General features: G+C 73.0%; 17 protein-coding genes. 11 read left to right on the top strand and 6 right to left on the bottom strand.

Translation table 11 applies throughout. The features are described from left to right. Positions 1–27 precede the first annotated feature (27 nt). The 6 genes from ACQP2H_RS18705 to ACQP2H_RS18680 are packed head-to-tail and all read left to right on the top strand — an operon-like array spanning position 28 to position 4,862. Complete coding sequence (locus ACQP2H_RS18705; protein ID WP_433228241.1) at positions 28–867, top strand: hypothetical protein; 840 nt, start codon at positions 28–30, stop codon at positions 865–867. Next, the gene (locus ACQP2H_RS18700) at positions 864–1,880 is read left to right on the top strand and encodes a heme/hemin ABC transporter substrate-binding protein (RefSeq protein ID WP_357534206.1); all 1,017 of its coding nucleotides are present in this window, start codon (positions 864–866) and stop codon (positions 1,878–1,880) included. Before ACQP2H_RS18705 ends, ACQP2H_RS18700 begins: the two co-directional genes overlap by 4 nt. Continuing rightward, a complete protein-coding gene (locus ACQP2H_RS18695; protein WP_219463004.1) occupies positions 1,877–2,974 on the top strand; it encodes a FecCD family ABC transporter permease in 1,098 nt (365 codons plus the stop codon). Before ACQP2H_RS18700 ends, ACQP2H_RS18695 begins: the two co-directional genes overlap by 4 nt. After that, positions 2,971–3,879, top strand: a complete 909-nt coding sequence (locus ACQP2H_RS18690) for a heme ABC transporter ATP-binding protein (RefSeq protein WP_357534208.1) — start codon at positions 2,971–2,973, stop codon at positions 3,877–3,879. The genes ACQP2H_RS18695 and ACQP2H_RS18690 overlap by 4 nt, the downstream gene beginning before the upstream one ends. Then, positions 3,880–4,557 carry a heme oxygenase (biliverdin-producing) gene (locus ACQP2H_RS18685; RefSeq protein WP_357534210.1) on the top strand — a complete coding sequence of 226 codons (678 nt, stop codon included), beginning with the start codon at positions 3,880–3,882 and terminating at the stop codon, positions 4,555–4,557. It begins immediately after the preceding gene. Then, a complete protein-coding gene (locus ACQP2H_RS18680; RefSeq protein ID WP_307799991.1) occupies positions 4,554–4,862 on the top strand; it encodes a DUF2470 domain-containing protein in 309 nt (102 codons plus the stop codon). Before ACQP2H_RS18685 ends, ACQP2H_RS18680 begins: the two co-directional genes overlap by 4 nt. Before the next feature lie 104 nt (positions 4,863–4,966). On the opposite strand, the gene ACQP2H_RS18675 is transcribed toward ACQP2H_RS18680, so the two are convergent. From ACQP2H_RS18675 to ACQP2H_RS18660, 4 genes are all read right to left on the bottom strand, one after another. Continuing rightward, positions 4,967–7,069: a HelD family protein gene (locus ACQP2H_RS18675; RefSeq protein WP_357534212.1), complete on the bottom strand. Its 2,103-nt coding sequence runs from the start codon at positions 7,067–7,069 to the stop codon at positions 4,967–4,969. A gap of 748 nt (positions 7,070–7,817) precedes the next feature. Beyond that, complete coding sequence (locus tag ACQP2H_RS18670) at positions 7,818–8,189, bottom strand: ArsR/SmtB family transcription factor (RefSeq protein WP_219463000.1); 372 nt, start codon at positions 8,187–8,189, stop codon at positions 7,818–7,820. Between the two features lie 297 nt (positions 8,190–8,486). Then, positions 8,487–9,797 (bottom strand): cellulose binding domain-containing protein, encoded by a 1,311-nt coding sequence (locus ACQP2H_RS18665; RefSeq protein ID WP_357534215.1) that lies wholly within the window; start codon positions 9,795–9,797, stop codon positions 8,487–8,489. 343 nt (positions 9,798–10,140) lie between these two features. Continuing rightward, positions 10,141–11,694 (bottom strand): cellulose binding domain-containing protein, encoded by a 1,554-nt coding sequence (locus tag ACQP2H_RS18660; protein ID WP_433228237.1) that lies wholly within the window; start codon positions 11,692–11,694, stop codon positions 10,141–10,143. Positions 11,695–12,082: 388 nt separating this feature from the next. Here ACQP2H_RS18660 and ACQP2H_RS18655 point away from each other — a divergent pair, with 388 nt between their 5' ends. Next, a complete protein-coding gene (locus ACQP2H_RS18655; RefSeq protein ID WP_208570836.1) occupies positions 12,083–12,961 on the top strand; it encodes an SGNH/GDSL hydrolase family protein in 879 nt (292 codons plus the stop codon). Between the two features lie 132 nt (positions 12,962–13,093). Here the strand turns inward: ACQP2H_RS18655 and ACQP2H_RS18650 are convergent, their stop codons facing one another. Both ACQP2H_RS18650 and ACQP2H_RS18645 read right to left on the bottom strand, forming a co-directional pair. Further along, on the bottom strand, positions 13,094–14,755 hold the full coding sequence (locus ACQP2H_RS18650) for a cellulose binding domain-containing protein (RefSeq protein WP_357534219.1): 1,662 nt from the start codon (positions 14,753–14,755) through the stop codon (positions 13,094–13,096). 116 nt (positions 14,756–14,871) lie between these two features. Continuing rightward, positions 14,872–17,718: a glycosyl hydrolase family 95 catalytic domain-containing protein gene (locus ACQP2H_RS18645; RefSeq protein ID WP_219462995.1), complete on the bottom strand. Its 2,847-nt coding sequence runs from the start codon at positions 17,716–17,718 to the stop codon at positions 14,872–14,874. Between the two features lie 765 nt (positions 17,719–18,483). Between ACQP2H_RS18645 and ACQP2H_RS18640 the strand changes: the two genes are divergently transcribed. The 4 genes from ACQP2H_RS18640 (at position 18,484) to katG (ending at position 24,185) form a co-directional block, all read left to right on the top strand. Next, positions 18,484–20,091 (top strand): glycoside hydrolase family 43 protein, encoded by a 1,608-nt coding sequence (locus ACQP2H_RS18640; protein WP_219462993.1) that lies wholly within the window; start codon positions 18,484–18,486, stop codon positions 20,089–20,091. A 10-nt stretch (positions 20,092–20,101) separates the two neighbouring features. Then, positions 20,102–21,142, top strand: coding sequence for a LacI family DNA-binding transcriptional regulator (locus tag ACQP2H_RS18635; RefSeq protein ID WP_219462991.1), 1,041 nt, complete (start codon positions 20,102–20,104; stop codon positions 21,140–21,142). A 314-nt stretch (positions 21,143–21,456) separates the two neighbouring features. After that, the gene (locus tag ACQP2H_RS18630) at positions 21,457–21,885 is read left to right on the top strand and encodes a Fur family transcriptional regulator (RefSeq protein ID WP_219462990.1); all 429 of its coding nucleotides are present in this window, start codon (positions 21,457–21,459) and stop codon (positions 21,883–21,885) included. A gap of 23 nt (positions 21,886–21,908) precedes the next feature. Beyond that, entirely contained in the window at positions 21,909–24,185 is a 2,277-nt protein-coding gene (gene katG, locus ACQP2H_RS18625; RefSeq protein ID WP_433228235.1) for a catalase/peroxidase HPI, read from the top strand. Positions 24,186–24,189: the final 4 nt, after the last annotated feature.

The following is a 24,189-nucleotide window of genomic DNA, read 5'->3' as shown; positions in this document are numbered from 1 at the left end:
GGCCCGATCAGTCATGTGGGGAGCCTGATGCGAGCACTGCGTCGCGCCGTCCTGACCGCCGTCCTGATCACTGTCGGTGTCGGCCTGCTGCCGATGTCGGCCCACGCCGGCACCGGTCGGGGCGCCACCGGGCAGACCCTCACCGTCACCCCGAGCGCCGGGGTGGGCCGCAACGGGGCCACGGTGACCGTCACCGGCAGCGGATACGACGTCACCAAGGGCATCTATGTCGCGTTCTGCGTGGACAACGGAGCCGGCGTCGCCCCCAGCCCGTGCGGCGGCGGAGCCGACACCACCGGCAGCACCGGCGCCTCGCACTGGATCTCCTCCAACCCACCCTCCTACGGGGAGGGCCTGGCCGTGCCGTACGGCACCGGAGGCTCGTTCCGGGTCAGCCTCACCGTGGCCACCCGCATCGGCGACGTGGACTGCACCGTCCGCCGGTGCGTGGTCGCCTCCCGGACCGACCACACCCGCACCGCCGACCGTTCCCAGGACGTCCGGGTGCCGATCACCTTCGCCGCCGCGCCCACTCCGGCGCGTACCACCACCGCCGCTGCCCCGGCGACCACCGGCGTCGGCGGCGGCACCGGTCGGACCACCCCACCGGCGGCGGCACCGACCGGCGGGGCCGCCGCGCCCACCGGCGCGGGCCCGGCGGCGACCGCCGACGGGAGCGTCCCCGCCGGGGCCGGTGGCGGGACCGACCAGGCGGGCCGGGTCGGGCAGACCGACCAGGCGCAGGTGACCCGGGTCAGCGCCGCCTCCGACACCGGACGCTGGTGGCTCGCCGTGCTGGTCGTACCCGTGCTCGGGGTGGCGCTGCTCGCCGGCCTGCGCCGTCGTCGTCGCCGGGCCACGTCGTGACCCGACGCGCGCTGCCGCTCGTCCTGCTGCTGCTCGTCGGTGGCCTGACCGCCTGCACCGACCCGACGGCGCAGGCGCAGCCGACCGCACCGACGTCCTGCGGCCCGGTCACCGCCACGCTGCCCGACACCGACGTCACCCCGCTGGTCCCGCCGCCGACCCCGGCCCTGCCGGTGACCGTCACCTCCACCGACGGCGTCGCCAGCACGGTCACCGATGCCACCCGCATCCTGCCGGTCAACCTCTACGGGTCGATCGCCGAGATCGTGTTCAGCCTCGGGCTCGGCGGCAACGTCGTCGGCCGGGACACCTCCACCACCTTCCCCGCCGCCGCGCACCTGCCGGTGGTCACCCCGGCCGGACACGACCTGTCCGCCGAGGCGGTGCTCGCCCTTGCCCCCACGGTGATCCTCGCCGACGACAGCATCGGTCCACCCGAGACGCTGCGGCAGCTGCGCGCCGCCGGCATCCCGGTGGTCCTGGTCGCCGCCGAGCAGAGCCTCGACGCCGTCCCCGCGCACGTGCGGGCCATCGCGGCGGCGCTCGGCGTCGGCGCGGCCGGCGACCGGCTGGTCACCCGGATCGAGGCCGAGATCGCCGCCGCCCGCGCCGCAGTGCCCGACGGCCCGGCCCCCCGCGTCGCCTTCCTCTATCTGCGCGGCACCGCCGGGGTCTACCTGATCGGCGGGCGGGGCGCCGGCTCCGACGCGATGATCGAGGCGGCCGGGGGAGTGGACGCCGGCACCGCGATCGGCCTGGCGAAGTTCCGCCCGCTGACCAGCGAGGGCCTGATCAACGCGGCCCCGGACGTGCTGCTGGTGATGAGCGGTGGGCTGAAGTCCGTCGGCGGCGTCGACGGCCTGCTCAAGCTCCCCGGGGTGGGGCAGACCCCGGCCGGGGCCGCCCGTCGGGTCGTCGACATGGACGACGGCGTCCTGCTTACCTTCGGCACCCGATCCGGGCGGGTGGTGCGGGCCCTGGCCGACGCGCTGCACTGCCGGACTCCCCGGTGACCGCCACCGACATCCGACCGGCCACCGGGGAGACCGCAGCCGGCCGCGACCGCCGCCGTCGGGGCCGTCACGGACCGGTCCTGCTCGCCGGGCTCACCGCCGGGCTGCTGCTGGTCGCCCTGATCGCCGCCGGCCGGGGGCAGGTGGCCGTCTCCCCGGCCGAGGTGCTCGGCTCGGTGCTGCACCGCCTCGGCCTGGACCTCGGCCCCCGGCCCGCCGCCCCGCACGGCGAGAGCGCGCTGTGGCTGGTCCGCTTCCCCCGGGTCGCCCTCGCCGCAGTGGTCGGCGCCGCGCTCGGCTGTGCCGGTGCGGTGATGCAGGGGGTGTTCGGCAATCCGCTGGCCGAGCCGGGCGTCATCGGCGTCTCGGCGGGCGCGGCGGTCGGCGCGGCGCTGGCCATCGTCACCGGTGTCACCGTCCTCGGTGGCTGGACGGTGCCCGCCGCCGCGTTCGCAGGTGGCCTCGCCACCACCTGGCTGGTCTACCTGCTGGCCCGCTCCGGCGGCCGGACCGAGGTGGTCACCCTGGTGCTCACCGGGGTAGCGGTCAACGCCGTCGCCGGTGCCGCCATCGGGCTGCTGATGTTCGTCGCCGACGAGTCGGGCGTGCAGGCCATCGCCTTCTGGAACCTCGGCAGCCTGGCCCAGGCGAACTGGTCGGCGGTCGCCCTGGCCGCGCCCTGCCTCGCGGTCGGGCTGCTCGCCACCCTCGCCGACGCCCGCCGGCTCGACCTGCTCGCCCTGGGTGAACGGTCCGCCCGCCACCTCGGGGTCGACGTGGAACGGCTACGGGTCCGGATGATCGTGGTCACCGCACTGCTCGGCGCGGCGGCGGTCGCCTTCACCGGCATCATCAGCTTCGTCGGCCTGGTCGTGCCGCACCTGGTCCGGATGGTCGCCGGCCCCGGGCACCGGCTGCTGCTGCCGGCCAGCGCCCTCGGCGGCGCGATCGTCGTCATCGTCGCCGACCTCGCCGCCCGGACCCTCGTCGACTACCAGGAACTGCCGTTGGGGGTGCTGTCCGCGATCGTCGGCGGCCCCGCCTTCTTCTGGCTGCTGCGCCGCACCCGCGACCGCGCGGGAGGCTGGGCATGAGCGGGGACGGCCCCCGGGAACGGGACCGCCGCCGACGGGTCCGGCTGCGGCTGACCGGCCGCCGGTCGGCCCCCCGGACACCGGCGCCGGCGACACCGGGCGGCACCCGGGTCCAGGTCACCGGGGTCCGGGTCGAGCGCGCCGGCCGACCGGTGCTCGACCAGGTCGACCTGTCCATCCGCGCCGGTGAACTGCACGCCCTGGTCGGCCCGAACGGCGCCGGCAAGTCCACCCTGCTGGCCGCCGTCAGCGGTGACCTGCCGCTCGCTGCCGGGACCGTCGAGGTGGACGGTCGTCCGCTGGCCGAATGGTCGGCCGTGGAGTTGGCGATGCGCCGGGCGGTGCTGACCCAGCGCAGCACCCTGAGCTTTCCGTTCGCGGTGGTCGAGGTGGTCCGGATGGGCCGGGCACCCTGGGCCGGCCGTCCGGAAGAGGCCCACGACGATGCGGTCGTCGCCGAGACCATGCGACGCTGTGACGTGATCCGGTTCGCCGCCCGCCCCTTCCCGTCGTTGTCCGGGGGCGAGCAGGCCCGTGCCGCCCTGGCCCGGGTGCTGGCCCAGCAGGCCGGGGTGCTCCTGCTCGACGAACCGACCGCCGCCCTCGACCTGCACCACCAGGAGCTCGTCATGCGGATCGCCCGGGACCGCGCCGACGCCGGCGACGCGGTGGTGGTCGTGCTGCACGACCTCGCCCTGGCCGGGGCGTACGCGGACCGGATCACCCTGCTCGCCGACGGGCGGGTACGCGCCGCCGGCCCCCCCGACACGGTGCTGACCGCGCCCCTGCTCAGTGAGGTCTACCGGCACGACATCGAGGTCGTGCCGCACCCCGACACCCGCCTGCCGCTGGTCGTGCCCCGCCGTCGGGGCCCCGCCCGGAACACCCCCCTCACGGAGGAATAGATGGACACCCCGCCCATGCCGTTCTCGGCCCGGCTGCGGGCCGCCACCCAGGGCGCCCACGCCGCCGCCGAGAGCCAGCGCTACGTCTCCGCGCTGGTCGCCGGTGAGCTGGACCTCGCCGGCTACGTCGACCTGGTGGTCCAGCACCACGCCCTCTACCAGGCGTTGGAGTCGGTCGCCGGGGTGATGCGCGACGACCCGCTCGCCGGTGGGTTCGTCGACGACGCGCTGACCCGGCTGCCCGCGCTGGAGGCGGACCTTAGCCGGCTGGTCGGCCCGGACTGGGCGTCGCGCACCGCGCCGAACCCGGCGACGGTGGCCTACGCCGACCGGATCCGGGCCGTCTGCGGCACCTCCCCGGTACGGTTCATCGCCCACCACTACACCCGCTACCTCGGTGACCTCTCCGGCGGCCTGTACATCGGACGGGCGGTGTCCCGGCGGTACGGGTTGACCGACGGGTCCGGAGTGGCGTTCTACGCCTTCGACCAGATCACCCGGCCGAAGGCGTACAAGGACGCGTACCGGGCGCGGTTGGACGCCCTGCCGATGAGCGCGGCCGACGAGGCGGCGCTGCTGGACGAGGTGCTGGTGGCGTACCGGCACAACATGGCGGTCTTCTCGGCCCTGGCCCGGCACGTGCCGGACGGCCCGGACGCCACGGAGGCGGTGGCGTGACCGGGCAGCCGTTCGACGCCGACGTCGTCCGCGCGGTCAGCCGGCACATGAACGACGACCACGCCGGGGACGCGCTGCTGATCTGCCGCACCCTCGGTGGCTGCCCGGACGCCAGCCGGGCGCGGGTGACCGGGCTGGACGCCGACGGGATGGACTTCGCCGTCACCCTCGACGACATCGAGGTGCCGGTGCGGGTTCCGTTCGCCCACCGGCTCACCGAGCGGGCCGAGATCCGCCGGGAGGTGGTCCGGATGTACGAGCAGGCGTGCGCCGCGCTCGGCGTGCCACCGCGCCGGGCCGGCTGAGCACCCGCCGGCGTGCCACCGCGCCGGGCCGGCTGAGCACCCGGCGGTGGGGCGTCGCGGGGCCGGCCCGCGCCGGGCCGGCCCCACGGGCGGGGCCGACCCGGTCAGGTCGTGCCCGGGTGGGGTGGGGTGGGCGCCGCCGGACGGCTCAGCTGCTCCGGCAGCGGCTTGCTGTGCAGGATCACCAGTTCTCCGACGGCCCGGGTCAGGGCGACGTAGAGCCGGTTCATGCCCCGGGGTTCGGCGGCGACGATGTCGGCGGGTTCGACCAGCACCACCCGGTCGTACTCCAGGCCCTTGACCTGGCTGACCGGGACCGCGTGTAGGGCGTCGGCCAGGTGGTCGGGGGCGATGACGGTCCCGGTCTCCCCGGCCACGGCCGCGGCGAGGTCGTCGACCCGGCGGATCTCCAGGCTGCCGCCGGGCCGGAACGACCGGGTCGGGGCGATGCCGGGCGGCAGGGCCCGGGCCGCGAAGTCGGCGATGACCTCGGGCACCCGGTAGCCGGTGGGCAGGTCCAGCGTTCGGGCGGTCCGCTTGCCGAGCCGTTGCACCAGCTCCGGCCACGAGCCGCAGGCCAGCGGATGGGTCGCCTGACCGAGGTCGCCCACGATGGTCATCGAGGCGTACTCGGCCCGTCTGGCGATCATCCGGCACTCCATCGGCGACAGGTCCTGCGCCTCGTCGAGGATGACGTGCTGGTAGGCGTCCTCGACGGGATCCTCGGCCTCGGCCACCGGCAGCGGCTCGGCCAGCACCGGAACGTAGCCCTCCTCGCCGTACGGGTCGAAGCCGTCGACCCAGCCCACCACCTGGTGGCCCTCCCGCAGGATGATCGCCGCCGCCCAGCGCTGGGCACCCCAGTGGCCGCTGTCCAGCGACTGCCCGGACTGCGCCATGGGGGTGGCCAGGCCGGGAGCGAAGAGCTGCCACCCGTCGGCGAGGCTCGGGCTGAGCACGAAGGTCTCGGCCAGCCGGGTGCCGCTGCCCAGTTCCCGGCGCTGCCACTCGGGCCGGACCTCGGCGACCCGTGGCGGCCGGCCCAGGATCTCGGCCAGCTCGTCGAGCAGCGGGACGTCGTCCACCGACCATCCGCCCCGCTGGGCGGGGAGGACGTCCTGCGGGGTCAGTGCCGGCCACCAGGCGGTCAGGAAGGCGTCGGGGACCTCCCGGCCGTCCAGCAGTTCCGCCAGCACCGTCGCGGCCTGCGGCCGGGCGGCGTTGGGGGCGATCCCGGCGGCCTCGCACCGGCGGCGGATTTCCCGGCGGGCGCGCGCCAGGTCGTCGGCGTCGAGACCCCACAGCCGGTCCGGCACGTTCGGCGGGGTGTCCCAGGCCAGGTCGGTCAGCACCCGTACCATCCGCAGGTCACCCTTGGTGCGGGCCACCTCGGCGCTGTCCCGTCGGGTCGCCACGACACCGTCGAACAGCTCACCGATCGCGCGCAGGTGGACGCTGTCCTCGCCGAGACCGGGCAGCACCCGGCCGATGTAGGCGGTGAACACCGTGGACGGGCCGACCACCAGCACCCGGCCGTCGGCGAACCGGCCCCGGTCGCGGTAGAGCAGGTAGGCGGCCCGGTGCAGGGCCACCTGCGTCTTGCCGGTCCCCGGACCGCCGGTGATCAGGGTGACCCCGTGGGTCGGTGCCCGGATCGCCTCGTCCTGCTCGCGTTGGATGGTCGAGACGATGTCGCGCATGTGTGCGCCACGTTCCCGGGTCAGCGACGCGAGCAGGGCACCCTCGCCGACCACCCCGTCGACGGGCGTGGTCGACAGCACCTCGTCGTCGAGGCCGACCACGGTACGCCCGGCGCAGGTGATCACACGGCGACGGGTGACCCCGAGCGGTTCGCCGGGGGTGGCCCGGTAGAACGGTGCGGCGGCGGGGGCCCGCCAGTCCACCACCAGCGGCTCCCGGTCGGCGTCGCGGACACCCAACCGACCGATCCGGTACGTCTCGTCGTCGTCGAAGTCGAGCCGGCCGAAGACGATGCCCTCTTCCTGGTCGTCGAGATCGGACAGCCGGGTGGCGGCACCCAGCACCATGGCGTCCCGCTCGACCAGGCCGGCGACCGGTCCGCCGCCGGCCCGCCGGTGCCCCTCCTCGTTCAGCTGTCTGGCCTGCGCTCGCATGACCTCCAGGCGGGCGTACACCGCGTCGACCACCTGTTGTTCGATGGCGATCTGCCGGGCTGTCTCGGACACGTGCTCCCCGTTCTCCCGCCGGCCGGTCCGGCGTGGACCGGTCGAGCGTAGGCGCGGTCCCCGGGGGCAAAAATCGTTATCCGGGACGATCTGGGCGGCTTGACCGGCGCATATGATGAATGTGGCGGCAGGAGACGGATGCTCCGTTTCCGGGATCGAGCGCTGCGACGCGACCCCCCATCTCACCGGCCGGACGCCGCCCCGGCGGCCCCGGTCGGACGATCACTCGTTCCACGGCGTGGGCCACTGCTTGGCTGAGACCTGGTTGGCCCTCACGCCGCCCGGGCCGCACTGCGCCGCCCGGCTGGCCGGGCTCGACCTCGACCGGGGCACCGACGCGGAACTCGCCGCCGTGCGCGCGGCCCTGGTGGCGCACAAGGCGGCATCTTCGTCAACCCGGGCTCGACGTCACACGTCTTCAGTGTCTCCCCGGCGGCGAGCCGGGCCGTGTTGGATCTGCTCTACGCCCACCTCACCGAGCCGGAGCACCTGGTCCGGGGGACCGTTCCCGGGGGGCCGGGCGACCTGTGGCGTCCGCCGGTGGCTTGATCACCGGTGTCCGACCTGCTCGCATCCCGGCGCGACCCTGTCGTCGGACGGGTGGGACCCGGGCGCGGCTGCGGTGCCGGCCGCGGCGGACCGGGTGTGACCGGGGGTCCGTCACCGAACGGGGATCGGTCGGGGTCGGCCTGGGTCGGGTGGTCCGTCGAGCTGCGGACCGGGATCGTGCTCGCTGCGGTACCCGCCGTCAGCGGGTCTTCCTGGTCGCCCGTTTGCGGGGCGGGGTCAACAGGTCGGCGATCGCGCTGATCGCGGTGGGCACCGTGCGGTAGTACGCCCAGACCCCGCGCTTCTCGCGTTCGATCAACCCGGCCTCGGTGAGGATGCGCAGGTGGTGACTGACCGTCGGCTGGGACAGGCCGAGCGGCGCGGTGAGGTCGGTGACGGACGCCTCGCCCTCCGGGGCGGACTGGATGAGGCTGAGCAGTCGCAGGCGGGCCGGGTCGGCGAATGCCTTCAGCACTCCCGCGAGCCGTTCCGCGTCGGCACGTTTGATCGGCTCGCCGGCCAGCGGCGAGACCACAGGTGTATTGATTTTCGCAGCTCCCACGTCCGCCATCATGGCAGCAAGTGCCCCGTCCGACCGCTGGATCGACAATCGGCCGGCACGAATTCGCGGATCGGGTGACTCCTGCCGGCGAGTCGGCCGACCCGCCGTGGTGGGAGTGGACGACACCCGGGGGCGGGGGCACAGGACGTCACTCCCGTGCCCCCGCCCCCGGGTCGCCTGCCTGCCGCTTCCCGGTGGCGCAGCCGTTCAGCGGCCGGTCCGTTCAGCGGGCGGCCCGGGTCAGCGGGCGGTGCGGCCGGCGGGCGGCCCGGGTCAGCGGGCGGTGCGGCCGGCGGGCGGTGCGGGTCAGCGGGCGGTGCAGGTGGGTGTCAGCCCGGACCCGCTGCCGTTGCCCTGGAAGCCGAATTCCGCCACCTGGCCGGCACCGAGCTGGCCGTTGTAGCTGACGTTGGTGAAGCGCACCGTGCCGGTGCTGCCGCTGGCGGTGGCGTTCCAGGTGTTGGTGACGCTCGCGCCACCGGGCAGGGTCGTGCTGACGGTCCAGCCGGTGGTGCCGGAGGAGCCGGCGGTGACCCGTACGGAGGCGGTGAAGCCCCCGGTCCACTGGTTCACCGTGACGGTGGCGGAGCAGCCGCTACCGCCGGGCGGTGGCGTGGTCGGGGTCGCGGGGGGAGTGGTGGGGGTGGCCGGGGGAGTGGTCGGCGGCGGCGTGGTGGGCGGCGTCGTGCCGTCGAACTGGGTGAAGAAGCTCCACACCACCGGTCGGGTCCAGGACTTCTCGCCGGGCGCGTAGGGGTCGGCGGTGCCGTCCACGGCGTTGGGGGCGTGCCCGCCGTCGAACGGCGCCCAGGCGACCGGGTATCCGGCCCGGCAGCCCGAGTAGTAGGTGATGGTGTGCGTCAGGCTGCCCTGCGCCGGCTCCGGCGGGTTCTGCGGGGTGCAGCCGTTGTTGCGGACGAACCGGTCGCGCAGCGACCGCCCGGTCGCGATGGGGAGCACGCTGTCCCGCAGCCCGTGGATGCCGATGTACGCGATCGGCTGGGTGCCGCCGTTGCAGCCGCTGAGCTGGCCGCCGGAGTAGACGGCGACGGCGCGGAAGACGGTGGCGCGGGCGCAGGCGATGGCGTAGCTCATGCCGCCGCCGTAGCTGAAGCCCATGGCGAACCGCTGGGTGGTCTCGACGCACAGGGCGGACTCGATCTGGCGCATCATGTCGTCGACGAATGTCAGGTCCCGGTCGCCGCTGTTGGCCCAGCCGTTGCCGATGCCCTGCGGTGCGACGAAGATCGCGCTGTTGTTCGACAGCGCCCGGATGCCGTAGTACGACCAGGGATAGCCGCTGGTGCCGCCCGAGTCGACGTCGTTGGCGGTGCCACCGTTCCAGTGGAAGCCGAAGATCAGCTTGTAGGGGTGGTTGCGGTCGTAGTTGTCGGGGATCCGCAGGATGTACGAGCGGTTCTGGCCGCCGCTGGAGATGGTGCGGTTGCCGCTGGTCAGCGTGGGTGCCTTGCCGCAGCCGGCGGTCGCCGCGAGCGGGGTGACGTCGTTGGCGTACGCGGGCGGGCTGGCTCCGGCGGTGATCGCGGCACCGCCCAGCGTGAGGGCGAGCGTCGCCGCTGCCGCGACGATGCCGGCCGCGAGTCGGTGTCTCGACATCAGGGGAACTCCTTCGACGTCAGCGTGGTGGTGGGGGGTGTGACTTGCCCGCCTGCCCGGCGCGGACGGCGGCGGTCGTGGGGTGACCCGGTCGCGCCGGTGGTGGGTCACCGGATCGGGACAGGCGTTCACATTCATCGATGATTACGAACGTAATCCGTATGACGTATGATGTCAACGAGCGGGCGGTCGGTGGTGGCCACGGAGCGGGTCCGAGGCGTGCCGGTCCGGAGCCCGGCCAGGCGGGCACCGGGTGCGCGACGACGGGGCCGGCGACGCGGACCGGTCCGCATCGCCGGCCCCGTCGTCGTGGGCCCGTGCCGGCGTCAGCCGGGAGGGTGGTTCACCAGGTCAGGGGCAGGGTGTTGACGAACCGGGTGAGCGCGCCGGCGAGGAGCTGGTCGTCGCGGCGGGAGGGGTGCCAGTCGCAACCGAGCTTGTCCAGCCCCAGCGCGTTGTCGTCGTAGTAGAGCGAGCGGATCCGGGTGTCGCCCCGGCTGGTGCGGGTCTGCACGATCTGCTGGACTGAGCTGGCGAGCGCCGTGGTGGGGGACAGGTCGGGGTAGGTGAGCACGATGAACGTGTCGGGGCCGTACCGGCTGCGCAGCTTGTCGATGAACGCCAGGTAGGCGGTCCGGTAGTCGGCGGCGAGCTGGTCGACGGTGGACCAGCGCTCACCGGGGTTGAGGGCGGTGGAGAAGTCGTTGATGCCCAGCCCGACCACGACCAGCTGCGGCTTCCAGGTGCCCGGGTTCTGCCACGTCGTGCTGTTCCACAGGGCCTGGAGATCGGTCTCGTAGTAGGTGCGGAAGTTGTCCGTGCCGCCACCGTTGTAGTTGCGCACCATGCCGAGGCCGGACCAGGCGATGAGCTGGTAGTCGGCGTTCAGGCTCTGCGCGGTCAGCGCGCCGAAGGTGACGTCGGCGTTGGAGTTGCGGGTGACCCCGCCGTTGCTGTTGCAGTCCCGGGTGGTCGACATGTTGCCGTACCCGGCGGTCCAGGAGTCGCCGATGAACTCGATCTGCCGACTGCGCGGGGCGGGTCTGGCCAGGATCGCACCGCCGGAGGCGGCGACCAGACCACCGAACTCGCCGGCGGCCCACGGGCTCTCGGTGCGCTTGGCCAGTCGTACGGTGTGCTCGGTGTTGGCGAGGTTGCGCACCCAGTAGGTGGTCCGACCCGGGGTGACCAGGGTGGCGACGGTCGCCCCGTCGATCTGCACGACGTAGTCGTTCTGCGCGTCGTTGAGGACGATCCCGACCCCGGTGCCGCGGAACCGGCCCTCGAAGTAGACGCCGGGCCAGGTGTACTGCGCGCTGCTGCCGACCGCCTTGACCCGCCCGACCGTCGACGTCTGGTCCAGCGCCCCGGATGCCGGCGGCGCGGTGGTCGGCGGTGCGGTGGTCGGTGGTGCGGTGGTGGGCGGCGTGGTCGTCGGTGGTGCGGTGGTGGGCGGCGCGGTCGGGCTGGTGGTACGCCCGGTGCACGGCACCCCGTTGAGGGCGAAGTCGACAGGCACCGGGTTCGCCGCGTTGTTCCATGAGGCGCCGAAGCCGAACTGGGTGCTCGCCCCGGAGCCGAGGGTGCCGTTCCAACCGGCATTGGTGACCGTGACCCGACCGGCGGACTGGGTCACCGTGCCGTTCCACAGCTGGTCGATCACCTGCCCTGCGGAAAAGGACCAGGTCAGCCGCCAACCGGTGAGCGGATCGCCGAGGTTGGTGAGGTCGACGCTCGCGCCGAACCCGCCCGGCCACTGGTTCGTGACCGTGTAGGTGACCCGACAGCCGGCAGCTGCCTGGGCGGGTACGGTGCCGACGAGCGCGGCAGTGGCGGCGACGGTGGCGGTGGCGAACAGCGACACCGCCAACCGGAACCGGGAACGGGTGAGTCGCATCGATGGTCCTTCCGCGAGGGTGGCGGCGACTGTTGTCGGCCGTGGTTCGGGGCGGCTGCACCGGATCTCCCGTTCGGGGCGGTGGCCGCGCAGGCGTCGAGGGGATGCGCCGGGTGGTGGCGTGCCGCCAACGGCCCTGATCCGCCGTCGGTCGACTCGCGTCTGTTGGTGTCGTGCGGTGTCTCGTCCGCAGCCAGCCCGGCTCCGCAGGCATTATCCCGCCCGGCTTTCACGTCCGTCAATCGAGACGGTCGTCGTGCGGGGCGTCGGCCGGTGGCGTCCCGGCCGTACCCGGACCGGAAATTTAGCGAGATCCATCTATATTGACGTCGGGCGTCGGCAGCGGCAGGATCGCGGCACCACCCCCGTGATCTGCCCTGGAGGCGTCATGCCCCGTCCCCGTCTGCCGCTGCTGCGGGCCGCCACCCGGACGGTCGCGCTCGCCGCGGCCACCGCCGGTGTGCTGTCCGTCGCCGCCGCGCCCGCCACCGCCGCCGTCCCCACCGGCCGCTACGTCGCGCTCGGCGACTCGTACACGTCCGGTCCGCTGATCCCCACCCAGGTCGACCGGAACTGCCTGCGCTCCAACCGCAACTACCCGTCCCTGGTCGCCGCGTCCGCCGGCTCCTCGTCGTTCACGGACGTGAGCTGCTCCGGGGCCACCACGGACGACATCCGCTACGGCAGCGGCACGCTGCCCCCGCAGCTCACCGCGGTCACCCCGGACACCGCCCTGGTGACGGTGCAGATCGGCGGCAACGACATCGGCTTCTCCAGCATCATCGGCGACTGCGCGCAGGCGAGCTTCAGCAGTCCGCTCGGCTCGCCGTGCAAGAACCTCTACACCGCCGGCGGCACCGACCAGTTGCAGGCCCGGATCACCGCCACCGCGCCGAAGGTGACCGCCGTGCTCCAGGCGGTCCGCCAGGCGGCGCCCGGCGCGCGGATCGTGGTGCTCGGATACCCGGCGATCGTGCCGGACTCCGGGTACGGCTGCTGGCCACTGGTCCCGATCGCCTACCAGGACGTGCCGTACCTGCGGGGGGTGGCCAAGTCGCTCAACGCGATGCTGGCCGGTGCCGCCGCCGCCAACGACGCCGTCTACGCCGACGTCTACACCCCGTCGATCGGACGCGACACCTGCAAGAGCAGCGGCACCCGGTGGGTGGAGGGGCTGCTGCCGGAGAACGCCGCCGCGCCCTTCCACCCGAACGCCCGGGGCGAGCAGGGCATGGCCACCGCACTGCTGGCCACCTTGGACGACTGAACTGACCGCACCCTGCTCACGCCGGTACGGCGGTGCGTCCGCCCGGCGGGGACCCCCCGGTCCTGAGCTGTCGGATCCCGGAGTCGGGGCCGACGTCATGACCGGGGGGCCCGCCGTTGCGGGGGACACCCGTCAGGCCACGGCGCATTCCTGGCCGTTGAGGGTGAACCCGGTCGGCTTGGCGTTGCCGCCGGACCAACTGGAGATGAAGCCGAAGTTGGCGCTGCCACCGGGGCTGATGGTGCCGTTCCAGCCCACGTTCGTGGCGGTGACCTGGGCCCCGCTCTGCGTGTAGGTGGCACCCCACGCCTGGTTGAGCTGCTGGCCGTTGGCGAACGACCAGCGCAGGCTCCAGCCGTCGACCGCCGTGGTGCCGGTGTTGCGGACGATCACCTCGGCCTGGAACCCGTCCGGCCACTGGCTGCTGATCGCGTACGTGACCTGGCAGGACGCGGTCGACGGCGGCGGCGTGGTCGGGGCCGGGGTGGTCGGGGCCGGCGTGGTGGGCGTCGGGGGCGGGGTGGTCGGGGTGGGGGTGCTGGTCGCGCCGCTGACCCGGTAGACGACCGTCCCGTGACCCGGCACGCTGGCCGAGATGGCCCCGGAGGTGGTGCTGGTCGTGTTGGCCCACGCGTCACGCAGGGTGAACGAGCCGCCCGACAGCCCGATCGCGGCGGCGGTGGTGCTGATCGTGGTGGCGGCCGTCCCCTGGTTGAACAGGGCGACGGCGACGTCGCCGTTGGCGAGCCGCTTGGCCAGCACCCGGCGGGTGCCGTCGAAGGAGACCTGGCTGGCCTGGAGCGCGAGCGGGTCCTGGCTGATGCCGAGGAGATTGGCGTTCTTCAGGATCGTCTGGGTCGCCGCGTTCATGTTGCGCAGGTCGTTCCCGGCGATCATCGGTGAGGCCAGGATGGCCCAGAGCGCGAAGTGGCTGCGCATCTCGGTGTCGGTCATGCCACCGCGGCCGACCTCCATCATGTCCATGTCGTTGAACGCGCCGGGCTTGGCCCGCGCCGCGAGCGGCACGGTGACGTCGACGATGTTCTGGATGCCCATCGGGTAGCCGTTGGTCTGGCCGCTGTTCCAGGTGTTGGTGATGTCCTCGGTGGTGCGCCACATGTTCGACACGTCGCCCCAGTTGCGCTGCGGCCCGGTCTTGGAGTGGATGCTGTTCGAGTTGATGCTCAGCACGATGGGTCGACCGGCCGCGGCCAGCCCGTCGCGCATCTTGGCGAAGGCCCGCACCTGGTCGTCGATGCTGCCGCTGGGCGAGCACCAGTCGTACTTCAGGTAGTCGACGCCCCAGGCGGCGAACTGCCGGGCGTCCTGGGCCTCGCGGCCCTGGGAGCCGGTGGCGCCGGGGTAGGAGTTGAAGTACTGGGCGCAGGTCTTGTCCAGCGGCGCCTGGTAGATGCCGAACTTCAGCCCCCGGGCGTGGATGTAGTCGCCGAGCGCCTTCATGCCGGAGGGGAACCGGGTCGGGTCACCCTGGAGGTTGCCGGCCGAGTCCCGGTTCGGGTTCATCCAGCAGTCGTCGACCACGACGTACTGGTAGCCGGCGTCCTTCATGCCGGAACTGACCATCGCGTCGGTCATCTGCCGGATCAGCGCCTCGCTGATGTTGCAGCCGAAGGTGTTCCAGCTGTTCCACCCCAGCGGCGGGGTGCGGGCCACCCCGTTGTCCAGGGCCAGCGCCGGGGAGGTCCGCAGCACCACCGCCGGGCCCGCCACCAGCAGCAGCCCGGCCGCCAGGGCGGTCAGCAGGCGACGCCTGCGGGTAGATGGTCTTCTCATGTTCTTCCGTCCGTTCCACTCGGGGATCATGTGTGCCGGCAGGGGGCGGGACGCGTCGTCGCCACCTCGGCCGGCCCGGGGGCGGAGCGAGGCGGCGACGACACGTCCGGTGCCGGTCAGCTCGTGGTGCAGGTGAGGTTCGTCGGCGCGTTGTTGGTGCCGCTCACCGTGCCGATGAAGCCGAACGTGGTGGAGGCACCGGCGGCCAGCGCCCCGTTGTAGTCGACGTTCTTCACGGTCACGTTCGCGCCGCTCTGGGTGTGCGACCCGCCCCAGATCTGGCTGACGGTCTGTCCGTTGGGGAACGTCCAGGACACCGTCCAGCCCCGGATCGCGGTCGCGCCGGCGGTCACGGTGACCTCGGCCTGGAAGCCACCCGACCACGAGCCCGTCACCGCGTACGTCGCCCGTGCTCCCGAGGGTGCGGGCGAGCTGGTGGTCGGGACCGGGGTCGTCGGCGGTGGGGTCGTCGGCGGCGGGGTGGTCGGGACGGGGGTGGTCGGCGTGGGGGTCGGAGTCAGCGTCGGGGTCGGCGTCACGCCCGGCCGGGCCGCCCGGTAGGTGTGCCCGGCGCGGACGGTGAACTGGACGACGTCGGTCTCCGGGCGGGTGGTGGCCGGTGCGCTGCCGTCGGCGACATCGACGAGGGTGAAGCTGCCGGTGAACAGCCGCGACCGCACCCGCAGCGTGCCGTCGCGGTCGGCGCGGATACCGATCTCGTCGGGCTGCCCGCTGCTCCACGCCACCCCGACGGTGTAGCCGCCGCGCCCCCGCAGGCCGGCGACCTGGCCGGTGGGCCAGGCGCTGGGCAGCGCGGGCAGCACGTTCAGCTCACCGGTGTGGCTGTGCAGCAGCATCTCGGCGATGCCGGACGTGGCGCCGAAGTTGCCGTCGATCTGGAACGGCGGGTGCAGGTCGAACATGTTCGGGGCGAGCCGGTCGGTGCGCACCAGGTCCTTCAGCAGCTTGTGGGCGCGGGCGCCGTCCTCCAGCCGGGCCCAGAAATTGATCTTCCAGGCGAGGGACCAGCCGGTCCCGTCGTCGCCCCGCAACTCCAGGGTCTTGCGGGCGGCCTCGTACAGGGACGGGGTGCCCCGCTTGGTGATCTGGTTGCTGGGGTGCAGTCCGTACAGGTGCGAGACGTGCCGGTGGTTCCGCTCGGTCTCCACCCAGTCGGCCAGCCACTCCTGCACGTTGCCCCGCGAACCCACCCGGTTCGGGGGCAGCCGGTCCTTGGCGGTGCGTACCTGCGACCGGAAGGTGGTGTCCACGCCGAGGGTCTCGCTGGCGCGGGCGGCGGCGTCGAAGAGGTCCCGCAGGATCTGGTTGTCCATCGTCGGCCCGGCGCAGACGCTGGCGTTCGAGTGGTGCGGCAGCTCCGGTGAGTTCGACGGGTTCGTCACCAGGTAACCCAGCGTCGGGTGGGCGACCAGGGTGTCGAGGAAGAACTGCGCGGCGCCCTTGAGCGCCGGGTAGTTGGCCTGGAGGAAGCCCAGGTCACCGGTGAACAGGTAGTGGTCCCAGATCAGGGTGCCCAGCCACGCGCCACCGGTCTGCCACATGCCCCACAGCGCCCCGTCCACCACCGACGCGCCCCGCCAGGCGTCGGTGTTGTGGTGGGTGACCCAGCCACCCGCGCCGTACTGCGCCTGGGCGACCCGGGCACCGGTCACCGTCAGGTCCTTGACCATGTCGAAGACCGGCAGGAAACACTCGGCGAGGTTGGTGGTGTCGGCCGGCCAGTAGTTCATCGGCAGGTTCGCGTTGATCGTGTACTTCGAGTCCCAGGACGGCGTCAGCGAGTCGTTCCAGATGCCCTGCAGGTTCGCCGGCTGGGTGCCCGGCCGCGACGACGAGATGAGCAGGTACCGCCCGAACTGGAACAGCAGCGCGGCGAACTGCGGGTCGTTGCTGCTCGCGTGCTGGGCGATCCGTACGTCGGTCGTCTGGTCGGCCGCGGCCGTCCGACCCAGGTTGATGCTCACCCGGTTGAACAGCGCCTGGTAGTCGGCGAGGTGCCGGCTGCGCAGCTGCTCGATGGCGACGCCCTTGGCGGCGTTGAGCCGGGTGCGGGCGATGCCCTGGTAGTCGCCGTTGACGGTGCGGTAGTTGACGTAGCTGGAGCCGATCGAGATCAGGATGGTCACGCTGGTGGCCCCGGACACCCGCAGGGTGCCCCCGGAGCTGCTGACCGTGCCACCGGTCGCGGCGGCGTTGGCCAGGGCCAGGAACCGCACCGAGCCGGTGACCCCCTCCTGGCTGCCGGAGATGCCGTCCAGCCCGATGGTGGCGGAATCCGGGCTCGACACGGTGGTGCGCTGCGGGCTGTCGAAGGTGGCGGAGAACGTGATCGCGTTGGCCCGGTCGGCGGTCAACCGCACCACGATCACCTGGTCGGCTGCGCTGGCGAACACCTCCCGCTGGTGCCGTACCCCGTTGAGCAGGTAGGTCGTGGTGACCGTGGCGGTGGTCAGGTCGAGGGTCCGGACGTACTGGCTCGTCCCGCTGGCCGAGCCGAAGGCCAGCCGCAGGTTGCCCACGGTCTGGTAGGCGAGCTGGCCGCCCGGGTTGCCCATCATGGTCTGGTTGATCAGGTCCTGCGCCGAGGTCCACTGGTCGGCGAAGACCCGCCGCCGGATCTCGGCCAGGTTGGCCGCCCCCCGGGTGTTGGCCGAGTCGTACGGGCCGCCGGCCCAGACGGTGTCCTCGTTGAGCTGGAGCCGCTCGGTGTCGACGTTGCCGAACACCATCGCGCCGAGCCGTCCGTTGCCGATCGGCAGCGCGCGGAGCCAGTCGGTGCCGGCTCCCTCGTCGTACCACAGGGCCAGGTCGTTGGCGGCCAACACCTGGGGCGGTGCGACCGAGTCGGCGCGGGCGGTGGCGGTCCAGGCGACCGGGACCAGCGCGGCACCGGCCCCTGCCGCTCCTGCCTTGAGGACGTTCCTTCGGGTCACTTCAGACATGATCACTCCCAGCAGTGCGGATCAGGGACGGGTGCGGGTGGGGGGACGGGCGTCGCCGCCGGGCCGGGTGCTCAACCGTCACGCCCGGCCCGCCGTGGCCGGCGCATCGGTGCTGGCCGGACGTCGTGCCATGGCATGACTCCTGTCGGTGCTACGCAGTGGTGGTCCGACCGCAGGGCAGGGTGGGACGGCCGTCGTCGTGGTCCCGGGACGGGGACACGGCCGATCGCCAACCGGCCCGAGTCGGTGTTTCGATCAGCCGGCGACGGGATACGCCGCTGTGAGCGTTAACAGGTGCGGCCCCTCGCACCCTGACGTCGACATCCGCGAATGCCGTGACGGCGCGTCGAGCTCCCGGCGGCGCACCATCTCGCCTTATATGGACTCTCGTGGATTCGCGGGGTCCCGTCAAGATATGACGGCCATGTTGCGCGAATGTTCCTGCCGGGTGCCGGCGGTCCGGCCGGCCGGCCGTGTCCCGTCGCGCCGGGTGGGTGGACGCCCGGTGCCGTCGGGGGAGCTACCGACTCGGGCCCGGGGTGCGGGGTTTCTTGCCAGCTCAGGGCGCTGTCCTGGCGGGGTGCCGGTGGGTGCGCCGCCGGGGGTGGGGGTGTGCCGGCAGCCGGGGACCTTGAACCCCGGGCGGGTCTTCCGTAGCATTCGGGTCGCGAAATGTTATCGCAAACATTTCTGGACCGTGGCAGCGTCGCGGGCCCACAGGCACCGTCCACTGTGGTGAAATTCCCCTCAGGGAGGTGATGCCCGGTGTCCGCCGGACCGTCCTACCGCAATCCGGTCGTCCCCGGTTTCCACCCCGACCCGAGTGTCTGTCGGGTGGGCGAGGACTACTACCTGGTCTGCTCCAGCTTCGAGTACTTCCCCGGCGTACCCCTGCTGCACAGCCGTGACCTGGTCAACTGGCGGCAGATCGGCAACATCCTGGACCGGCCGGGCCAGTGCGAACTGCCCCCGGACGCCGAGGCGTCCCGGGGCATCTTCGCGCCGACCCTGCGCCACCACGACGGACGGTTCTGGCTGATCACCACCAACGTCAGCCTGGGGCGGCACCTCATCGTCACCGCGCCGCACCCCGACGGCCCCTGGTCCGACCCGGTCTATCTCGACCTGCCGCACGTCGACCCCTCGCTGGCCTGGGACGACGACGGCAACTGCTGGCTGACCACCTCCGGGGTGGACGCCTACCGGATCGACCCGGAGACGGGGGAGGTGCTGGAGGGCCCGATCGCGCTGTGGTCGGGCACCGGCGGCCAGTACCCCGAGGCGCCGCACCTCTACCGGATCGACGGCTGGTGGTACCTGCTGCTCTCCGAGGGTGGCACGCACACCGGCCACGCCGTCTCCGTCGCCCGCTCGCGCAGCCCGCGCGGCCCGTTCACCCCCGCGCCCACCAACCCGATCCTGACCCACCGCAGCAGTGACCGCCCGGTGCAGGCCACCGGGCACGCCGACCTGGTCCAGGCCGTCGACGGCAGCTGGTGGCTGGTCCTGCTGGGCATCCGGGCCAAGGGCCACTGGCCGCCCTACCACGTCCTCGGCCGCGAGACCTTCCTCGCCCCGGTGCGCTGGGTCGACGGCTGGCCGGTCGTCGACCCGGTCGAGGAGCTCACCGTGGCACCCGCCGGCAGCGCCCCGGCCGGTGCCGCCCCGCCCGACCCGGGCGACCACCACGACGACTTCGACGCGACCACCCTGGCACCGGAGTGGATCTCGCCCCGCCGCCGACCCGCCGACTCCTGGTCGCTGACCGCCCGGCCGGGCTGGCTCACCCTGCATGCCGAGGGCGCGACGCTAGACCTGGCCGGCGCGACGATCGTGGCGCTGCGGCAACGGCACCACGACTGCCGGGCCAGCGTCCGGGTGGACCCGGGCGACGGCACCGCCGGGCTCACCATCCGGATCGACGAGGCGCACCACTACGACCTGGAGGTAGGGGCCGGCACGGTCCGGGTCGTCGGCCGGGTCGGGCCGTTCCGGCAGGTGTTCGCCACCCGTGCCGTGCCGCCGGGCCCGCTCGTGCTGACGATCGCCACCCGCACCGACGACGTCTTCCCGCCGACCGTGACGTCCGCCGCCGAACTGGCGGCCGGAACCGCACCCCGGGGGGTACGCGCCGCCGGCTGCGACATGGTCACCTTCGAGGTGGCCGGCCCGACCGGCCCGACCGTGCTGGCCGAACTGGACGGGCGCTACCTGTCCACCGAGGTCGCCGCCGGCTTCACCGGCCGGGTCATCGGCATGTACGTCACGCAGGGCAGCGCCGCGTTCGACTGGTTCGCGTACCGGCCGGTGGCGGAGCGCGCCGGTGCCGGGCCCGTGGGCGCTACCGGGCCGTCGGTGGAGCCCGCACCGTAGACTTCGTCCCGTGATCGAGGAAGGTCGACGCCGTGGCTCGCGCAAGCCCCGGCGGGGCGACCTGCCCATCGCCACCATCGCCGAACTCGCCGGGGTGTCCCCGCCGACGGTGTCCAAGGTGCTCAACGGCCGCCGGGGGGTGGGCGAGCAGACCCGGCAGCGGGTGGAGGCGTTGCTACGCGACCACGGCTACCGCCGCCGACCGGCCGGTGGCGTGGCACCCTGCATCGAGGTGGTCTTCCACCAGATGCTCTCCTCGATCGCCATGCCGATCCTGCGCGGGGTCCAGGAGGTCGCCGGCCCCCGCGACCACACGGTCGGCTTCACCGACGTGCACCACCGCCTGCGGGCCGGGCAGCCCTGGGTGGAGTCGCTGCTGCTGCGCCAACCGGCCGCCGTGATCACGGTGTTCTCGCTTCTCACAGCCGAGGACGGGGCGCGGTTCAGCGCCGCCGGCATTCCGTTGGTGGCGGTCGATCCGATCGGCGACCTGTTTCCCGTCCCCGCCGTCGGGTCGAGCAACTGGAGCGGGGCGCTGTCCGCCACCCGGCATCTCCTGGATCTCGGCCACCGGCGGATCGGGGTGCTCAACGGTCCGGTCGGGGACCTGTCGGCGCGGGCCCGCCGGGACGGCTTCCGCGCCGCGTTGGACTACGCGGGTGTCCCATTCGACGAGCGCCTCGAACGCGGCGGGGTGTTCACCTTCGAGGAGGGCCGACGCCTCGCCGCCGAGCTGCTCGGCCGGCCGGAGCCGCCCACCGCCGTCGTCTGCGGCAACGACCTGCAGGCGTTGGGCGTCTATGCGGCGGCCCGGGAGGTCGGACTGCGGATTCCCGACGAGCTCAGCGTCGTGGGCTTCGACGACGTCGACGAGGCGGCCTGGCTGGCGCCGCCGCTGACCACGGTGCGGCAGCCGTTCGGGGAGATCGGGGCCACCGCCGCCCGGCTCGCGTTGACCCTGGCCGACGGCCACCCGCTCACCCAGGACCGCTACGAACTCGGCACCTCGCTCGTGGTGCGGGGCAGCACCGCCGTACCACGGTCCCGCTGACCCCGGGCGGGTCGCGGACCCGTGCGCCGTGCCGTCGGCAACAGGTGCTGTCGGTCCCGGGCGGTGGCGGCCCCGCCGGTCCGCCCAGCTCCTGTGCTGCCGGTCCGCCCTGTGCCTGTGCTGCCGGTCCGCCCAGTGCCTGTGCGGTCGGGGGTCGCCCTGTTCCTGTGCTGCCGGGGGTCGGCCGGTGCCCGTGCCGCCGGGGGTTGCCGGTTTGCCCGATTCGCCCGCCGGTGTCATCCGGTGGGGGGACATGGGTCGACGCGCCGCAGCTAAACTTGATTTGTTCCAGAACAGCGGGCTAGGGTCGTGCCATGACGGCCGACCTCGAGGCACAGTTGCGGGCGGCATCGCTGCGCGTGACCCGGCCCCGACTGGCCGTGCTCGCCGCGCTGCGCGACCACCCGCACGTCGACACCGACACGGTGATCGCGCTGGTCCGGGCCGACCTGCCCACGGTCTCCCACCAGGCGGTCTACGACGTGCTGCGGGCGCTCACCGACGCCGGCCTGGTGCGCCGCATCCAGCCGGGGCGGGCGACCGCCCGCTACGAGTCACGGGTGGGGGACAACCACCACCACGTCGTGTGCCGCTCCTGCGGTGCGATCGCCGACGTCGACTGCGCCGTCGGTCACGTTCCTTGCCTCACCGCCTCCGACGATCACGGTTTCGTGGTCGACGAGGCGGAGGTCGTCTACTGGGGCACCTGCCCCGACTGCGCGGCCGACCGCACCTCCCAGTGATCCACCAGTTCGGAAGGAAGCACATGAGCGACACCCAGGACAACGCTCCCGCCAGCGCGCAGGGCGTGGACCAGAAGGCGGCGGCCGGTTGCCCGGTCGCGCACGACTCGGTGACCGCGCACGGCAGCGAGAGCGAGAACCCGGCGATCGACTCGCCGACGCCGAAGACCGGTGGGCGTCCGCGTACCAACCGGGACTGGTGGCCCAACCAGCTCGACCTCTCGGTCCTGCACGCCCACTCGGCCAAGGGCAACCCGCTGGGGGAGGACTTCAGCTACGCCAGGGAGTTCGCCAAGCTCGACGTCGAGGCGCTCAAGCGGGACATCACCGAGGTGCTCACCACCTCGCAGGACTGGTGGCCGGCCGACTTCGGCCACTACGGCGGCCTGATGATCCGGATGAGCTGGCACGCCGCCGGCACGTACCGGATCGAGGACGGCCGTGGGGGTGCCGGTGACGGCGGGCAGCGGTTCGCGCCGCTGAACAGCTGGCCGGACAACGCCAACCTGGACAAGGCCCGCCGGCTGCTCTGGCCGGTCAAGCAGAAGTACGGCCAGCAGATCTCCTGGGCCGACCTGCTCGTGCTCGCCGGCAACGTGGCCCTGGAGTCGATGGGCTTCAAGACCTTCGGCTTCGGCTTCGGCCGGCAGGACGTCTGGGAGCCGGAGGAGATCTTCTGGGGTCCGGAGGACACCTGGCTCGGCGACGAGCGCTACGCCTCCGAAAGTGAGATGTCGGCCGGCGTCGGGGCGACCGAGATGGGCCTCATCTACGTCAACCCGGAGGGCCCCCGGGGCAACGCCGACCCGCTCGCGGCGGCGCACTTCATCCGGGAGACCTTCCGCCGGATGGCGATGAACGACGAGGAGACCGTCGCCCTCATCGCCGGCGGCCACACCTTCGGCAAGACCCACGGTGCCGGCATCGCCGACGACCACGTCGGCCCCGAGCCCGAGGGCGCCCCGCTGGAGGCGCAGGGCCTGGGCTGGCTGAGCACCCACGGCAGCGGCAAGGGCGGCGACACCATCACCAGCGGTCTGGAGGTCACCTGGACCGACCGGCCGACGCAGTGGAGCAACCGCTTCTTCGAGATCCTCTTCGGCTACGAGTGGGAGCTGACCACCAGCCCCGGCGGGGCCAAGCAGTGGGTCGCCAAGGACGCCGAGGCGATCATCCCGGACGCCCACGACCCGGCCAAGAAGCACAAGCCGACGATGCTCACCACCGACCTGTCGCTGCGCGTTGACCCGGCGTACGAGAAGATCTCGCGGCGCTTCCTGGAGCACCCGGACGAGTTCGCCCTGGCGTTCGCCAAGGCCTGGTACAAGCTGCTGCACCGCGACATGGGCCCGGTCAGCCGCTTCCTCGGCCCCTGGGTCGCCGAGCCCCAGCTGTGGCAGGACCCGCTGCCGGCCGTCGACCACGAGCTGGTGTCCGACGCCGACGTCGCCGGCCTCAAGGCGAAGGTGCTCGACTCCGGCCTGAGCACCGCGCAGCTGGTCAGCACCGCCTGGGCCTCCGCCGCGAGCTTCCGGCACACCGACAAGCGCGGTGGCGCCAACGGCGCGCGGATCCGGCTCGAACCGCAGCGCAACTGGGAGGTCAACCAGCCCGAGCAGCTCGCGACGGTGCTGGGCACGCTGGAGGGGATCCAGCGGGAGTTCAACGCCGCCGGTGCGGCCAAGATCTCCCTCGCGGACCTGATCGTGCTGGCCGGCTCGGCGGCCGTGGAGCGGGCGGCCCGCGAGGCGGGTGTCGAGGTGACCGTGCCGTTCCGGGCCGGCCGCACCGACGCCAGCCAGGAGGAGACCGACGTCGAGTCCTTCACGGTGATGGAGCCGCGGGCCGACGGGTTCCGCAACTACCTGCGTCCGGGTGAGAAGACCCAGCCGGAGGTGCTGCTCATCGACCGGGCGTACATGCTCAACCTGACCGCGCCGGAGATGACCGTCCTCGTCGGCGGTCTGCGGGCCCTCGGCAACAACGTCGGCGGCACGGCGCACGGCGTGCTCACCGACCGGCCGGGCGTGCTCACCAACGACTTCTTCGCCAACCTGCTCTCGCCGGGCACCCGGTGGCGGGCGTCGGAGTCCGACGAGCACGTCTACGAGATCCGGGACCTGGCCACCGACGAGGTGAAGTGGACCGCCACCGCGGTCGACCTCATCTTCGGGTCCAACTCCCAGCTGCGGGCCCTCGCCGAGGTCTACGCCAGCCAGGACGCGGGCACCAAGTTCGTGACCGACTTCGTGGCGGCCTGGACCAAGGTCATGGAGCTGGACCGGTTCGACCTGTCCTGACCCC

It is taken from the genome of Micromonospora sp. CA-248260 (assembly GCF_050942205.1).
GTDB lineage: Bacteria > Actinomycetota > Actinomycetes > Mycobacteriales > Micromonosporaceae > Micromonospora > Micromonospora antibiotica.
This window is presented reverse-complemented; position numbering and strand designations above follow the sequence as displayed.

Coding starts and splice junctions, on each gene's coding strand:
- ACQP2H_RS18665 (WP_357534215.1), bottom strand. CDS start 9,797: ATGTCGAGACACCGACTCGCGGCCGGCATCGTCGCGGCAGCGGCGACG.
- ACQP2H_RS18670 (WP_219463000.1), bottom strand. CDS start 8,189: ATGGCGGACGTGGGAGCTGCGAAAATCAATACACCTGTGGTCTCGCCG.
- ACQP2H_RS18650 (WP_357534219.1), bottom strand. CDS start 14,755: ATGAGAAGACCATCTACCCGCAGGCGTCGCCTGCTGACCGCCCTGGCG.
- ACQP2H_RS18705 (WP_433228241.1), top strand. CDS start 28: ATGCGAGCACTGCGTCGCGCCGTCCTGACCGCCGTCCTGATCACTGTC.
- ACQP2H_RS18660 (WP_433228237.1), bottom strand. CDS start 11,694: ATGCGACTCACCCGTTCCCGGTTCCGGTTGGCGGTGTCGCTGTTCGCC.
- ACQP2H_RS18685 (WP_357534210.1), top strand. CDS start 3,880: ATGGACACCCCGCCCATGCCGTTCTCGGCCCGGCTGCGGGCCGCCACC.
- ACQP2H_RS18630 (WP_219462990.1), top strand. CDS start 21,457: ATGACGGCCGACCTCGAGGCACAGTTGCGGGCGGCATCGCTGCGCGTG.
- ACQP2H_RS18690 (WP_357534208.1), top strand. CDS start 2,971: ATGAGCGGGGACGGCCCCCGGGAACGGGACCGCCGCCGACGGGTCCGG.
- ACQP2H_RS18645 (WP_219462995.1), bottom strand. CDS start 17,718: ATGTCTGAAGTGACCCGAAGGAACGTCCTCAAGGCAGGAGCGGCAGGG.
- katG (WP_433228235.1), top strand. CDS start 21,909: ATGAGCGACACCCAGGACAACGCTCCCGCCAGCGCGCAGGGCGTGGAC.
- ACQP2H_RS18655 (WP_208570836.1), top strand. CDS start 12,083: ATGCCCCGTCCCCGTCTGCCGCTGCTGCGGGCCGCCACCCGGACGGTC.